Raw genomic sequence first — 14,879 nt, 5'->3', positions numbered from 1 at the left:
GATCAAACGCAATGACGTGTTCGTATCAGCCCCGGGCTGGTATCAGCCTGTGGCGGCCTGCTCGGTCGGATAGACGCCGCGCAGGACCTCCTCGAAATGGCTCTTCACCGCCTCGTTGCACAGGCAGGAGCGGTGCTTCAGGGCATCGAAGTCGCGCACCATGAAGGCGCCGCGCTTGGTTTCGAGGATGCCCTCGGCCCTGAAGGTCTGGACGACACGGCTCACATAGCTGCGGCCGACTCCCAACAAGGTGGCAAGTTGCTCGTGCGTCAGCGGTACGATCGGCTCGCCGTCGGTGCGGTCCATCGCAGCGACGATCCATTTCGCGGTGCGTTGCTCGATCGAGTGGATGGCGTTGCAGGCGGTGGATTGAAACATCTGCGCCAACATGCAGTCGGCATAGCGCGCGAACACGTTGCGCAGGGTCTTGGATTGCAGCTTGGCGGCTGCCAGCCGCGACAGCGGCAGCCGTGCGAACGGGCCGCCGAACTTGACCACGATGCGCGTATAGGCCGGCAGGAAGCCTTCGCTGACGATGCCGCCGACAGCGCCCTCGCGGCCGACCAGGATGGTCTCGACATCGCGGCCGTCCTCATTGGGAACGAGATAGGACGTCAGAGCCGGCCCGCAGGGGAAATGCACGATCTGAACATCGTCGCCGGGACGGTACAGCAGCTCATTCGGCGAGGTCTCCTCTTCGACGAGGTAGGGCGAGATCAGCGCGTAATCGGCGGGACTCAGCCGGCGCAACAGATTGTTGTAGGGCCGCTCCCGCGCGAGTGTCGTCACCCCTTGGCTCAGCATCGTCGCTCCCCGCGCTACGCATGTGCGTGATCCGTGCTCCTTGTGTTCACAAGTGCACCGACACAGGAACTCCGATATGATGGCTTCGGTTCCAGGACCCGCCAGCGTGCTTGCAATGAGGCGCCGGCTGCGGGAGCCAGCTTTCATCTTGGAACCCGCAGATCATATGACCAGCTCGCAATCCAGCGTGCCCGAGTTCTACCAGCATGTGCTGGTCGTCGAGGACGACCCGATCATTGCGCTCGGCCTGGAAGACACCATCACCGACCTTGGCGTCGCCGACGTCAGGGTCGCCGCCAACGTCGTCACGGCGCTGGCCATGATCGAGGAGCGAGCACCGCAATTCGCGCTGCTCGATGTCGGCCTCGTCCGCGAAAAGAGCTTTGCGATTGCCGAGCGGCTGAGCACGCTCGGCATTCCCTTCGCCTTCTCGACCGGTTACGGCGCAGACGGCGTGCCGGCGGCCTTTTCGGACCGGCCGCGTCTGCCGAAGCCTTGTCCGACAGAAGCCTTGGAGGCAGTGCTGCGGCGGCGCGATTAGCTACGCCGCAGCCCCAAGGATTCAGCCGAGCTTCGGATCCAGCGTGGTCGACCACAGCGCGACGTCGGCACGATCGCGCAGGGTCACGGTCATCTGCCCGCTCGCCCCATCGATCTTGACGTGGCCGAAGAACTGCATGCCGGCCGAGGGCGGCAGGTTCTGCTTGTCCAGGCCGGGCGCCTTGATGAAGCGAACCTCGGGGCCGAACGTGTTGTCGAGCTCGTTCGGACCGAACGTTCCGGCATGCAGCGGGCCCGAGACGAACTCCCAGAACGGCTCGAAGTCCTGGAATTGCGCCTTGTTGGGGTCGTAGTAGTGCGCGGCCGCGTAGTGAACGTCGGCCGTCAGCCACACCGTGTTCTGGATCGGCGCGGTCTTGATGAAGCGCAGGATCTCGGCGATCTCCAGTTCGCGGCCGCGCGCCGGACCGTCGCCCTGCGCGATCGCCTCGGAGCCCTTCTTGTTGGCCGCATCGTCATACACGATCAGGCTCAGCGGCATGTCGGAGGCGATCACCTTCCAGGTCGCGCGCGAATTGAGCAGCGCCTGCTTCAGCCAGCGCATCTGCTCCGGCCCGATGAAGTAGGACGCCGGACCATATTTGTCCTCGAGGTTCGGACCGTTGGCGCCGCGATAGCTGCGCTCGTCGAGCACGAACACGTCGAGATGCGGGCCGTAATTGATGGTGCGATACACCCGGCCCGGCTCGACGATGCTCTCGCGCATCGGATACATTTCGTGGAAGGCGCGGGCCGCGCGCGCGGCGAGCAGCTGGATGTTGCGCTCCTTGTAGGCGGCCGGCAGATCCTTGGAGGCCGACCAGTTGTTGGTCACCTCATGGTCGTCCCACTGCACGAAGATCGGCACCTCGGCATTGAAGCCGCGGACGTTCTCGTCGAGGAAATTGTACTTGTGAGCGGCGCGGAATTCGTCGAGCGTCTCGGCGACCTTGGCCTTCTCCTCCACCGTGAGGTTCTTCCAGACCTTGTTGTCCGGCAGCTTGACCTCGGATTTGATCGGGCCGTCGGCATAGATGGTGTCGCCGGAGTGCAGGAAGAAATCCGGGCGATGCTTCTTCATCGTCGAGAACGTGAACATGCCGCCATCGTCGGGATTGATGCCCCAGCCCTGGCCGGCGACGTCGCCGCCCCAGACGAACGACACGTCGCGCTTGTTGCCGGGCGCGGTGCGGAAGCGGCCAACCACCGGCTCGCTCTCCACCGCGGTGTGCGAGAGGTCGCGGAATTTGACGCGGTAGAAGATGTCCTGGCCGCTCGGCAGATTGTCGAGCAGCATCTTGGCCGTGAAATCGCTTTCCGGAAGCGCCGCGATCGGCGGCAGGCTGCGTGCGTCCTTGAACGATTCGGTGGTCGCGACCTCGACCAGCATCTGCGACGGCCGGTCGGCCCGTGCCCACACCACGCCACCGTCCATGCTGACATCGCCGGACTGCACGCCATGGGTAATCTGCGGCCGGTCGGCGGCGCGGCTCAGACCCGGCATCGCCAAGGTCGCGGCGCCGGCAGCGGCCGTCGACAGGAAGCGGCGGCGGGTCAGCCTGTGCAGCTTCGGGCGGGAAAGGTGAACGGTCATGCGGATCTCCTGGGCGGATGGCGCGCGAACGAGCGCTGCCACGGTGCCGCAGACCTAGAAAAGTTCGATGACGCTGGAATTACAGGAGGTGCTCGATACGCCCGAATACCGGTAGCCGCCTGCCGAGACACAAATCCCAAGGACGAGCTGAGATCGCCTCAGGTGCCGGCAGCGCGCAATTGCGCGCCGGTGCGCTGCAGGTTGGCCGGCATGCTCATCAGGATGAGCTTGCGATCGGCGACCGCATTGTGGAACTGCTCGAGCGCGATGTTGAACGCCGTCAGCGCTGCGTGCTCGATCGCCCCGTCCTCGAAGCAGGTCAGCGTGTTGCGCAGGATCTCGTCGGCCTCGGCCTGGAGCTGGTCGAGCTCCTCGGTCGAGTCGCTCTTGCGGGCGATCGGGATCATCTCCAGCAGGCGGTCACGAAGCGAAGTGTTGATCGTGCGCTCGTCGCGCTTGAGATAGCCGGCGAACCAGGCGCCGGCCGAGCCCATCGCCGACAGCGCCATCAGGCCCCACCAGATGTAGTCGCTGTAGCGATCGAGGAAGGTCTTCTCCTCGCCGTCGACGAAGGCCGCCGCGCCGGGATGCGCGGGGATGGCGGCATCCTTGTCGGTGTCGGGCGTCTCGATCTTGGCCGCCAGCGGGAATTCCGACAGCAATTGCTGCCGCACCGAGAACAGCTGGTGCGTAAACGCCGACACGGTCGAGTCGGCGAGGCCCCTGCGCGCGACGATGTGGTGGTTGAAGCTGATCGTCTTGACCTCGTCCTCCGGACGATCGGGCGAGCCGCCGAAGGCGCCGGCGGGAATCTCCGCGGCCTCGTATTCGGGATGGTTCTGCGCGATGGCTTCCGCCGAATCGATCGCCAGGAAGGTCGGCACGCCGCCCTCCTTGGTCGCGGCCGCGATCGCATCGCCGGTGATCTTGCTGTTGACCGGCCCGGCGGCGAGAAAGACGTCTGCCTTCTGGTTGCGAACGGCTTCGGCGGCCTCGCTGATCGGGAATTGCACGATCTCCACCTTGCCGGCATCGACACCGTATTGGTGCAGGATCACCTTCAACAGGTTGGCGTTGGCTGGCGTCCGGCCGATGATGCCGACCTTGTGGCCCGCGAGCTGGGAGATCTTGGTGATCTTGGCGGCGCCCTTCTTGCCCTTGCCCTTGCCCGACGCCGGCACCCAGAGCACGGCCACGTTCTTGCGCAAGGTCGCGACGGCCTGCGCGTTCTTCGGGACCTCGAGGTCACCGCGGACGATCGCGAGGTCGACCTTGCCCGACGCCAGTGCCTGCGCGCTCTCGCCGGCGCCCTCGGTCGGCACCGGCCGCAGCCGGACATAGGCATGAGATTGTGAGAAGGCCTGGGTCAGCGCCTGAACCACCTTAAGGTCGTCGCTGTTCGGCGGACCGACGGCAATCTTCAGCACCACCGGACGCATGGCAAAATAGTAGGCGCCCGCCAGAGCGCCGACGATCGCGAGGATCCCGGCGATGACGATGAACACGGCAGGGCGCATCTGCGAGCGCTGCGCTGGCGTGGTCTGGGGGTCTGCCAGGTCCGATCCTCCGCTGATCCGATCGCTGGGAAGCGGCGCCACGCGCAGCTCCGTCCGGCCTCGTTCTTCGCTAGGGCGAAACTGTAGCAAATTTATTGTCCATCCGGAGTGACATCTGCGTCATGGTTACCGGAGCGCAGTCGCCGACCAACCCGGCGGTTCCATGACCCAGTCGCGCCGATTCTGTCGCAAGACTCTGATCGGGATGCTGTTTCTGCTAGAGCATGATCCGGAAAAGTGGAAACCGGTTTTCCGAAAAGATCATGCTCAAACAAATAGATAAGATCATGATGCGTTTCCGCCGAAACGCATCATGATCTAGTCTCGCGGGGCAGCGGGGAGCGCTTGGCGTGCCGCGGACCCCCGTAGATTTTCGGCTGCGCGCGTGTCTGGCGATCGGCCGGCAAGATGAATGGGAGGTTCAGAGATGGTGGAGCGATTGTCATCCGAGACCCGCGTCGCGGCCCTGAAGGCCCTTCCCGGCTGGTCGGCGCTCGATGGTCGCGATGCCATCACCCGCATTTTCACCTTTCGCGATTTCAACGAGGCGTTCGGCTTCATGACCCGCGTCGCGCTGGTCGCCGAAAAGCATGATCATCATCCGGAGTGGCGCAACGTCTACCGCACCGTCGAGGTGGTGCTGTCGACCCATGACGCAGGCGGACTGACGGAGCGCGACATCGCGCTGGCGCAGGCGATGGACGCGATCGCGGCGGCGATCAGCAGCTGAGCACCACGCTTAGCGTCGAGATCTCCGCGCTTGCGGCGGGGGGGGCCATCCCCACATGAGTGCCGGAGGACCGCGGGACTGCGCGGCACCTCTCTGGATGGGGAGACCGAAATGGCATCGGACACCGCCGATTACAGCGTTGGCTTCGAGCCCGCCGACCGGCTGGCGCAGGATCGCGACAGCGTGCGCCGACGCTTCTGGACCAAGTTCAAGCAGGTCGTGTCCCGGATCCCGTTCGCCGAGGATCTGCTCGCGGCCTATTACTGCGCCTTCGACAAGGAGACGCCGCGGCATGTGCAAGTCGCGCTGCTCGGCGCGCTGGCGTATTTCATCCTGCCCTTCGACTTCCTGCCTGACGTCATGCCGGTGCTCGGCTTCACCGATGATGCCGCCGTGCTGGCCACCGCCATCCGGATGGTGGCATCGAACATCACGCCCGACCATCGCGCTGCCGCGAAGGCCGCACTCGCGCGGCTGGATGCGGACAAGAACGCCGACCTCGACCCGTCGGATGAGAAGGCCGCCTGAGGGCGCACGCGACATGCGTGGTCGCCTGCTTGCGCGCAGACAAAAAAAAGCCCTGCTCACGCAGGGCTTTTTCTTTGGCATGAGACGCCGCGATCCTCAGCTCAGCGCTGGGGACGCGCCTGGGCGCGGGCGCTGCCGGTCTTCTCGGCCTCCCAGGCCTGGTACTGCTTGAACAGGGCTTCGCGATCGGCCTCGCTCGGCAGCGCCTTGCCGGTGCTGCTCTGCTTCAGGAAGTCATCGAAGCGGTCGCGCTGGGCGCCCTCCATCGCATGCGTCTCCAGCCATTTGCTGGCGGACGGCAGCCGCTGCCAGCCGGCGAGCGGCGCCGACAGCGAGACTTCCTTCCACTTCGGATGGAAGGGCGGGTTCTGGAACGCCGGGAACTTGGTGAAGAACGCATCGACGAAGGTCGCGAGCTTGCGATAGCGGTCGGTGTTCGGCGCCCAATTATAGGCCGCGAGCACCGCCGGCACCGCGATCGTATCGACCTTCTCGCCCTCGGCGATCAGGTTCGGATAGTCCTTGGCCGTCAGCGTCGCCGGCAGATAGTCGGTCTGCAGCGGGCGGTCATAGTCGACGTTGACGAGATGGAAGCGGCCGTCATTCACGAAGGTGCTGACGGACTTGTAGGGCTTGCCGCCGACCACGATGACGGCATCGAGCTCGCCCCGCTTCAGCTTCTCCATCGCGATGCGCTGCTCGATGTAGAGGAAGTTGGCGCGCAGGTTAAGGCGCTCGAACACGGTCAACGCCGTCACGAAGGTGCCGCCGTTCGGCAGGTCGACGCTCACACGGCGGCCCTCGAGGTCGCGCAGGTTGCGGATGGCGCGCGGCGCAATGACCTGCATTTCCTCGTTGTAGAGCTTGGTGACGTAGGTGAACTGCTTCTTGATGTCCTTGGCGAAGCCCTTGCGCTCCAGATAATCGAGCGTGTCGGCGCGGACGACGCCAAGATCGACGCCCTGCAGGAACAGGATGTCGGCGACGCTCTGCACCGAGCCGCGGCCGACGATCGGCAGGACGCGCAGGCTGTTGCCATCGTCGAGCAGCGAGGCGAGGTCAGCGCCGAACTGCACATAGGTGCCGCCGATGGTGCCGGTGATCAGAGTCACCGTGTTGGCGTTGAGCGCCTGCTTGGTCTGCACCGAGCCGAATTGGAAGATCGCCTTCAGGCCGTCGCTGACCTTCGCCGGATCGAATTCGCCTTCTTCGGCGTGGGCGGAAAAACCGCACGCTATCATCATTGCGGCAATGGCCGCTCCAACAAGACGTCGCATGTATCCCCTCGATCTAAAGCTGTTGCACGATCGCGGGCCGGAACACGGGCGCGCCCTGCACGAAGGCGGCGCCGAGGAACAGCTCGAGCATCATGCGCAAAGTGCGAAAATCGAACGCGGCGGCATCAAGGACCGTCGCGCCAGCTCAATTCTGCAGCTGATCCAGCCGGCGCTGCGCTTCCGACGAACCGAGCTGCGCGGCGCGGCGATACCAGTTGCGAGCTGCGGCCGGATCGGCGTTGATGTTGCGGATGTCCTTGGTTCCCAGCACGTGCGGATCATAGGTCTGGGCCAGCATCAGGGCAGCCGCCGGCTCCTGAGCTTCTGCCGCACGCTCCAGCAACAGGCGGGCCGAGGGGATGTCGCCGGCGGCGAGCAGTCCCTTGGCGCGCTTCATGATGCCGGCGAGCTCATCCGGATCCAGCCGGCGGGCCTGGGCGGCAGGCGGCGGCGCCGCGGTCACCGAGCCGAAGCCGGGGGCGACGATCGCAGCTCCCGCACCCGGCGAGTTGATCGAGGACGGCGCCATGGCGGAGGGCGCTACAGGCGCGGCCGCGGCGCTCGGAGCGGGCGGACTGGGCACCCGGTTCTGCAAGGCCGTCTGGTAGGCATTGGCGATGTCGTCACGCGTCGGAGCAACGGCGGCCGTCTGCATCGGCGTCGCCGCCGCCGGGGGCTCGGGCGGCAACCGCACCGGGTCGTTCAACTGCATGTCGCGCGCGGTGAGCTGCGTGCCACTGTCCTGCGGAGGCGCTGTCGGATCCGGCGCCGAGCCCACCATCGAGGCCTTGGCGCTGGCGATCAGGTCGCGCGTCGCGTCCGAGGTGACCAGCGCAAACAGCACGGCAACACCTGCCGCCGCCACCACTGCGAGCAGAATGCGCGAGGAGATCGAGGCCTTGCGGGTCCGCACCGGCCACTGGTCCTCGAACTCGGTGCTCTCGATTTCATTGCCGCTCTCATATTCGGAGAGGAACATCGGCATCGATTCGTCGTTGGGATAGTGATGATCCTGGGCGGACCGGCCGAATCGATAATTCGACGGACGCGCCTCGGGGGCATCGTCCGGGAAAGGCCTGAAGTCAGGACCGGGTGGAGATCTGTCGTTGAACTTCCCGCGTGTCGTCCGCTCAGCCATGGCCTTCATCCCCATCTCACTTCACGCAACATACATTTTGGTCCCGAGCCCGTCAGAAGCTCGAGACGCGTCACGATTGCTAGAGGCACCCCACTGCCGACAACTAATTGACTAATTGAATCCGACTAAAAGTGGACGAGAGCTGGCGCGATTCTGGAAATATTTTGATCTGATTGTGACGACGCACACGCGAATTCGCGCGGCAGCAAAACGAGAAACACCGAAATAACAACGAGCAAGCGCGGGAATTAACCCTGCCACAATGTTCTTGAGTTGCGTTAACCAAGAAACACTCGTTTTCGGATTTTCTGCCCTGGGTTGCAGGAGGCCCAAAGCGAGCAGTATCATTTTCTGACCAACGTGCGACTTCCTCGCAACATTTCTGCTCACGTGTAGAGTAGGCTCCACGCCACCAGGACGACTTGCCAGACTTGCCCGAACCGCACACTGAAAGCCTCGGAGCGGCGGCGCTCCGAGGCTTTCAGTGTGACATCGTCAGGGATGCAGGATCACCTTGCCCATGGCCTGGCGACCCGCCAGCACCTTGAGCGCGTCGGCGGTCTGCGCCAGCGGGAAGGTGCGGTCGACATGCGAGGACAGCTTGCCCTCGGCGGTCCACTGCACGAGCTTCTCGAGATTGGCGCGGTTCTTCGCCGGATTGAGCCGGGTCCAGGCGCCCCAGAACACACCGCGGATGTCGCAGCCCTTCAGCAGCGCCAGGTTGAGCGGCATCTTCGGAATGTCACCCGCGGCAAACCCGATCACCAGGAAGCGGCCTTCCCAGGCGATCGAGCGCAGCGCCGCCTCGGCATAGGTGCCGCCGACCGGATCGAAGATGATGTCGGCGCCCTTGCCGTCGGTCAGCCGGCGCAGGCCTTCCTTCAGATCCTCCTTGGCGTAGTTGAGCGTCAGGCTGGCACCATGCTGCTTGGCAAATTCGAGCTTCTCGTCCGAGGAGGCGCAGGCAATCACCTTCAGCCCCATCAACTTGCCGAGTTCGCATGCCGCAAGTCCGGTTCCGCCGGCGGCCCCGAGCACGGCCAGCGTCTCGCCTGGCTTCGGGCTGGCGCGGTCCTCGAGCGCGTGCAGCGCCGTGCCGTAGATGATGATGATGCCGGCGGCGCGGTCGAAGTCGAGATTGTCCGGAATCTTGACGATCGAGGCCGCAGGCAGCGCGATCTTCTGGCGCGCGCCGTTGTGTCCGCAGGACGCGACCACGCGATCGCCGACCTTGAGATCCGTCACGCCCTCGCCGACGCTCTCGATGACGCCCGCGACCTCCGCGCCCGGCGAGAACGGGAACGGCGGCTTGATCTGGTACTTGCCCTGGATCATCAGGATGTCGAAGAAGTTCAGCGCCGCAGCCTTGATCGCAATCACGGCCTCCCCGGGACCGGCCACCGGATCGGGCACGTCGGCGAACACGAGGTCATCGGGCTGGCAATATTGCGAACAGAGAATGGCTTTCATGGGCGCTCCTTCAGCTTTTGTCCGGATCGTGCCGGGCTTTTGGAACGTCATGCCGGATTTGCACACGCCCGACAATTGCCAACACGCCGCCGCTGCGAAGAGGTCGTCCGAGAATACCGCCTCTCGGAACAGCGAGCGCGATGAACTGGCCGCGGAGCGGTTCACCAGCCCTGTCGATCCGCTTTGCAAGCGAGCCGCGAAGCCGCTATCCCTCGCCCGGACGGTCTGCGAATCCGGGCCATTTTCCAGTCACAATGTTGGTGGAACGAGATCGCGGGGGACGTAAGCTTAATCATGTTGTTTTTGCGATTGTCGACTGCGCTGGCCACCGGCGCGCTCGTGCTCGGAGGCCCGAGCCTTGCCGCCGCTCAGACGGCTGCGCCGAAGGCGCCAGCCAAGGGCGCGCCCTCCCCGCAACCGAAGGCAGCGCCGAAGTCCGAGGCGAAGCCTGCGGTCCCCAACATCGGCGGCGCGGAACCGACATTGATCGGCCAGTTCGGCGGCTGGGGGGCGTACACCGCGGCTCCCGGCGGCAAGAAGGTCTGCTTCGCGCTGGCCAAGCCGGCCTCGTCGAAGACCACACCCGCCAATCGCCCGCGTGATCCCGCCTACGCCTTCGTCTCGACCCGTCCCTCCGAGAAGGTGTTCAACGAGGTTTCGATCATGATCGGCTACGCGCTCAAGCCCGGCGCCGACGGATCGCTCGATGTCGGCGGCGCGTCCTATGCGATGTACGCCCAGGGCGATGGGCTGTGGATCAAGAACGCGGCCGAGGAGGAGCGCATGGTCGAGGCCATGCGCAAGGCGCCCGAGGCGGTGGTGAAGGGCGTCTCGGCCAAGGGCACGGAGACCACGGATGTGTTCTCGCTCAAGGGCCTCTCCCAGGCCCTCGACCGTATCGCCCAGGATTGCCGGCGGTAAGCCGGCCTTCGATACCGCTCGTCGCGGGTCGCATTTGCCGGCCGGATCGTTATATAACGCCTGACGACGCCTTCGGCCGCAGCGGCCGGGCAGCATTTTGGGCCCCTGGACATGGCAACGACTGCCGGGCTGCGCGGAGCCGCCGCGCCCCTCGAAAAGACTCCGCTCGAAACCTACGTGCCGCCGGCCAAGCCGTCGCTGATCGGGCTGTCGCGCGCGGAGTTGGCCGCGACGCTCGGCGAACTCGGCGTGCCGGAGCGGCAGCAGAAGATGCGGGTGCAGCAGCTCTGGCACTGGCTGTATTTCCGCGGCGCCAGCTCCTTCGACGAGATGACGTCGGTGTCGAAGGACACGCGCACCACGCTGGCCGAGCGTTTCACGGTCGACCGTCCGGAGGTCGTCGCTGAGCAGATCTCCAATGACGGCACCCGCAAATGGCTGCTGCGGCTGCCGAGCGGTGATGGCTTGCAGAAGGCGCACGAGGTCGAATGCGTCTACATCCCCGAGACGGATCGCGGCACGCTTTGCGTCTCCTCCCAGGTCGGCTGCACGCTGAACTGTTCGTTCTGCCATACCGGCACGCAGCGTCTGGTGCGCAACCTCACCGCCGGCGAGATCGTCGGCCAGATCATGGTGGCGCGCGACCGCCTGAACGACTGGGCCGATCGCGAGACGCCGCACGGCAACCGTCTCATCACCAACATCGTCATGATGGGCATGGGCGAGCCGCTGTACAATTTCGATGCGGTGCGCGACGCGCTGCTGATCGTCTCCGACAATGAGGGCATCGGCATCTCCCGCCGCCGCATCACGCTGTCGACGTCCGGCGTGGTGCCGAACATCAAGCGCGCCGGCGAGGAGATCGGCGTGGCCCTGGCGATCTCGCTGCACGCCGTGCGCGACGAGCTGCGCAACGAGCTCGTGCCGCTGAACCGCAAATATCCGATCGCCGAGCTCTTGCAGGCCTGCCGCGACTATCCCGGCGCCTCCAATGCCCGCCGCATCACCTTCGAATATGTGATGCTCAAGGGCGTCAACGATTCGCTCGACGACGCCCGGCTGCTGGTCAAGCTGCTCAAGGGCATTCCGGCCAAGATCAATCTGATCCCGTTCAATCCATGGCCGGGCTCGGCCTATGAATGCTCGGACTGGGAGCAGATCGAGAAATTCTCGGAGTACGTCTTCAATGCCGGCTACTCATCGCCGGTGCGCACCCCGCGCGGCCGCGACATCCTCGCCGCCTGCGGCCAGTTGAAGTCGGAGACCGAGAAGCTGTCCGCCCGCGAGCGCCAGGCGCTGCGCGCGATGGCAATGACGGATTAGTTGTCGTTTTCGCCTGTATCACCAAGCAACACATCGTCATGCCCGGGCTTGACCCGGGCATCCATCGCTCTCCGCGAACAGTTCTTCAGTGATTGATGGCCGGGTCAAGCCCGGCCATGACGAGTGGAGAAAGCGGGGCCCTCCTTGCGTACCACAGGTCTAAAGCCATGGCGCTGATCGGCCGTCTCATCGTGATCGCGTTCGCCTTCGTGCTCGCATCCTTCGTCGCGGGGCTGGTCGTCGTCACCGCGATTCTGATTCCGGAATTCTCCGACATCGGCATCGGGCCGATCGACCAGAGCGCGCTCCAGGTCGTCATCGGCTTCGGCTTCATCTTCGTGTCGGGCTTCGCGCTGATCCCGGCACTGCTGATCGCCCTCATCACGGAGGCGTTCTCGATCCGCAGCGTGCTCGCTTACGCCATCGGCGGTGGTCTGGTCGGCGCGGCCTGCTATCTCGGCCTGATCCCGTTCGATCCCGACACATTCCACTTCGAGGGCATCGTCCGCCGCCAGCTCGAGATCCTGACCGGCGCAGGCATCCTCGGCGGCCTCGTCTACTGGCTGATCGCCGGCCGCAATGCCGGCCGCTGGCGTGAATCGCCGCCTCTGCCCCCGCCTCCGCCTCTTCCGTCGGGATCGCCGCGCTGAGCCTTTCCATCGCCATCCGCTTTCGCTAAACCGCGCGCCATGAACCGCAACGGCCTCTTCATCGCATTGTCGCTCGCGCTCGTCATCGGCGTGCTGTTCGGCGTCTATCCCGAGCTCGACCTCAAGCTCGCCGCGCTGTTCTACGATCCGCACACGCGCAGCTTCCCGCTGAAGCTCGATGGCTATGCCGCCTTCGCACGCGACGCGGCGATGTGGATCGCCTGGGGCCTCGCGCTGCCTTCGATCGTCGCACTGGTGGTGAAGCTGATCCGGCCCGACCGGCCGCTGCTGGTGAAGGGCCGCACCATTTCGTTCCTGCTGCTGACCCTGTCGCTGTCGGCCGGCGTGCTCACCAATTTCACCTTCAAATCCTATTGGGGCCGGCCGCGTCCCGTGGTGGTGACCGAGTTCGGCGGCGACATGCAGTTCGTGCCGTATTGGGATCCGCGCGGCGGCTGCGGGCGCAACTGCTCGTTCTTCTCCGGCGAGGGCGCCACCGCCTTCTGGACCCTGGCGCCGGCCGCGCTGACCCCGCCGGCGATCCGTCCCCTCGCCTATGCCGCCGCCGTGCTGTTCGGGCTGGCCACCTCCGTGCTGCGCATGGCGTTCGGCGGCCATTTCTTCACCGACATCTCCGCCGCCGGGCTCGTCACTTTCCTCGTGATCTGGCTGGCCCATGGTTACATCTACCGCTGGCCGTCCACGCGCCTGACGGATGAAGGCGTCGATGCTGCGCTGACCCGTTTCGCCATGCCCGGCTTCCGCCTGATGCGCCGCCTGTTCGGCCGCCGCCAGCCGGACACCAGCCCCGCAGGCTGAGCGCGGCCTGAGGGGCGATTAATCGCGTGCCCAGCGGGGCGAAATCTGCTATCCGCGCGCGAATTTCGGAATATTGCGGCCATCAACACCGGTTGGACTCCCCCATGACCACGATCCTCAAAGGCCTCCCCAAGGGCGAGAAAGTCGGCATCGCCTTCTCCGGCGGCCTCGACACCAGCGCCGCGCTGCTCTGGATGAAACAGAAGGGCGCGCGCTGCTTCGCCTACACCGCCAATCTCGGCCAACCCGACGAGTCCGACTATGACGAGATCCCGCGCAAGGCGATGAGCTTCGGCGCCGAGAAGGCGCGCCTGGTCGATTGCCGCACCCAGCTGGTGCATGAGGGCATTGCCGCGATCCAGTCCGGCGCCTTCCACATCTCGACGGGAGGGGCGACCTACTTCAACACCACGCCGCTCGGCCGCGCCGTCACCGGCACCATGCTGGTCGCCGCGATGAAAGAGGACGGCGTCAACATCTGGGGCGACGGCTCGACCTACAAGGGCAACGACATCGAGCGGTTCTACCGCTACGGCCTGCTGACCAACCCGAACCTCAAGATCTACAAGCCCTGGCTCGACCAGCAGTTCATCGACGAGCTCGGCGGCCGCGCCGAGATGTCGGCGTTCCTCACCGCCAACGGCTTCAACTACAAAATGAGTGCCGAGAAGGCGTATTCGACCGACAGCAATCTGCTCGGCGCCACCCATGAGGCCAAGGATCTCGAGAGCCTTTCGAGCGGCATCCGCATCGTCAACCCGATCATGGGCGTGCCGTTCTGGCGCGAGGACTGCGCGGTGAAGCCCGAGACGGTGGTCGTGCGCTTCGAGGAGGGCCAGCCGGTCGCACTCAACGGCCAGACCTTCACCGATCCGGTGGCGCTGTTCCTGGAGGCCAATGTGATCGGCGGCCGTCATGGTCTCGGGATGTGCGACCAGATCGAGAACCGCATCATCGAGGCCAAGAGCCGCGGCATCTACGAGGCGCCGGGCATGGCGCTCTTGCACATCGCCTATGAGCGGCTCGTCACCGGCATCCACAACGAGGATACGATCGAGCAGTACCGCATCAGCGGCATGAAGCTCGGCCGCCTGTTGTATCAAGGCCGCTGGTTCGACTCGCAGGCCCTGATGCTGCGCGAAACCGCGCAGCGCTGGGTCGCGCGCGCCATCACCGGCGAGGTGACGCTCGAGCTGCGCCGCGGCAACGACTACTCGCTGCTCAACACCGAGAGCCCGAACCTGACCTATCAGCCCGAGCGGCTGAGCATGGAGAAGGTCGAGGACGCCGCCTTCACGCCCGCCGACCGCATCGGCCAGCTGACCATGCGCAACCTCGACATCACCGACACCCGCACCAAGCTGAAGCTCTATTCCGACACCGGCCTGCTGTCGGGCTCGGACGGCGCACAGATCTTCCAGCTCGGCCACGACAAGGGCGACAAGAGCTGAGCGGGGCCACCCTGGCGATACTTTTGCGACGATCACCGGTGTCGTCCCTGCGAACGCAGGGACCCATAACCACCGGCT

14 protein-coding genes are annotated in these 14,879 nt (G+C 65.2%); 8 read left to right on the top strand and 6 right to left on the bottom strand.

Features of this window, described 5'->3' with window-relative positions; translation table 11 throughout:
* Positions 1-42: 42 nt before the first annotated feature.
* Positions 43-804, bottom strand: a complete 762-nt coding sequence (locus tag BRAD285_RS33990) for a Crp/Fnr family transcriptional regulator (protein WP_006611885.1) — start codon at positions 802-804, stop codon at positions 43-45.
* A gap of 166 nt (positions 805-970) precedes the next feature.
* On the opposite strand from BRAD285_RS33990, the gene BRAD285_RS33985 reads away from it, so the two are divergent.
* Entirely contained in the window at positions 971-1,345 is a 375-nt protein-coding gene (locus BRAD285_RS33985) for a response regulator (protein ID WP_006611884.1), read from the top strand.
* Between the two features lie 21 nt (positions 1,346-1,366).
* Here BRAD285_RS33985 and BRAD285_RS33980 read toward each other — a convergent pair whose 3' ends face one another.
* A complete protein-coding gene (locus tag BRAD285_RS33980) occupies positions 1,367-2,938 on the bottom strand; it encodes an alkaline phosphatase (protein ID WP_006611883.1) in 1,572 nt (523 codons plus the stop codon).
* A 158-nt stretch (positions 2,939-3,096) separates the two neighbouring features.
* Positions 3,097-4,443 (bottom strand): TAXI family TRAP transporter solute-binding subunit, encoded by a 1,347-nt coding sequence (locus BRAD285_RS33975; RefSeq protein ID WP_006611882.1) that lies wholly within the window; start codon positions 4,441-4,443, stop codon positions 3,097-3,099.
* 478 nt (positions 4,444-4,921) lie between these two features.
* Here BRAD285_RS33975 and BRAD285_RS33970 point away from each other — a divergent pair, with 478 nt between their 5' ends.
* The gene (locus BRAD285_RS33970; RefSeq protein WP_006611881.1) at positions 4,922-5,224 is read left to right on the top strand and encodes a 4a-hydroxytetrahydrobiopterin dehydratase; all 303 of its coding nucleotides are present in this window, start codon (positions 4,922-4,924) and stop codon (positions 5,222-5,224) included.
* Positions 5,225-5,335: 111 nt separating this feature from the next.
* A complete protein-coding gene (locus BRAD285_RS33965) occupies positions 5,336-5,752 on the top strand; it encodes a YkvA family protein (RefSeq protein WP_006611880.1) in 417 nt (138 codons plus the stop codon).
* 101 nt (positions 5,753-5,853) lie between these two features.
* Here BRAD285_RS33965 and BRAD285_RS33960 read toward each other — a convergent pair whose 3' ends face one another.
* The 3 genes from BRAD285_RS33960 to BRAD285_RS33950 form a co-directional block, all read right to left on the bottom strand.
* A complete protein-coding gene (locus BRAD285_RS33960; protein WP_006611879.1) occupies positions 5,854-7,029 on the bottom strand; it encodes a TAXI family TRAP transporter solute-binding subunit in 1,176 nt (391 codons plus the stop codon).
* A 145-nt stretch (positions 7,030-7,174) separates the two neighbouring features.
* Positions 7,175-8,182, bottom strand: a complete 1,008-nt coding sequence (locus tag BRAD285_RS33955) for a hypothetical protein (protein ID WP_006611878.1) — start codon at positions 8,180-8,182, stop codon at positions 7,175-7,177.
* 480 nt (positions 8,183-8,662) lie between these two features.
* Positions 8,663-9,637, bottom strand: coding sequence for an NADPH:quinone oxidoreductase family protein (locus tag BRAD285_RS33950; RefSeq protein ID WP_006611877.1), 975 nt, complete (start codon positions 9,635-9,637; stop codon positions 8,663-8,665).
* Positions 9,638-9,931: 294 nt separating this feature from the next.
* Between BRAD285_RS33950 and BRAD285_RS33945 the strand changes: the two genes are divergently transcribed.
* From BRAD285_RS33945 to argG, 5 genes are all read left to right on the top strand, one after another.
* A complete protein-coding gene (locus tag BRAD285_RS33945; RefSeq protein WP_006611876.1) occupies positions 9,932-10,558 on the top strand; it encodes an invasion associated locus B family protein in 627 nt (208 codons plus the stop codon).
* A 111-nt stretch (positions 10,559-10,669) separates the two neighbouring features.
* Positions 10,670-11,881, top strand: a complete 1,212-nt coding sequence (gene rlmN / locus BRAD285_RS33940; protein ID WP_006611875.1) for a 23S rRNA (adenine(2503)-C(2))-methyltransferase RlmN — start codon at positions 10,670-10,672, stop codon at positions 11,879-11,881.
* Between the two features lie 167 nt (positions 11,882-12,048).
* Complete coding sequence (locus BRAD285_RS33935; protein WP_006611874.1) at positions 12,049-12,531, top strand: hypothetical protein; 483 nt, start codon at positions 12,049-12,051, stop codon at positions 12,529-12,531.
* Between the two features lie 39 nt (positions 12,532-12,570).
* Entirely contained in the window at positions 12,571-13,350 is a 780-nt protein-coding gene (locus BRAD285_RS33930) for a phosphatase PAP2 family protein (protein ID WP_006611873.1), read from the top strand.
* Positions 13,351-13,454: 104 nt separating this feature from the next.
* Complete coding sequence (argG, locus tag BRAD285_RS33925; RefSeq protein ID WP_006611872.1) at positions 13,455-14,801, top strand: argininosuccinate synthase; 1,347 nt, start codon at positions 13,455-13,457, stop codon at positions 14,799-14,801.
* The last annotated feature ends 78 nt before the right edge of the window (positions 14,802-14,879 follow it).

Origin of the sequence: Bradyrhizobium sp. ORS 285, from assembly GCF_900176205.1 — a bacterium.
In the GTDB taxonomy this organism is placed as follows: domain Bacteria; phylum Pseudomonadota; class Alphaproteobacteria; order Rhizobiales; family Xanthobacteraceae; genus Bradyrhizobium.
Note: the sequence above shows the minus strand (reverse complement) of the source record. Positions and strands in the feature narration are given on the sequence as shown.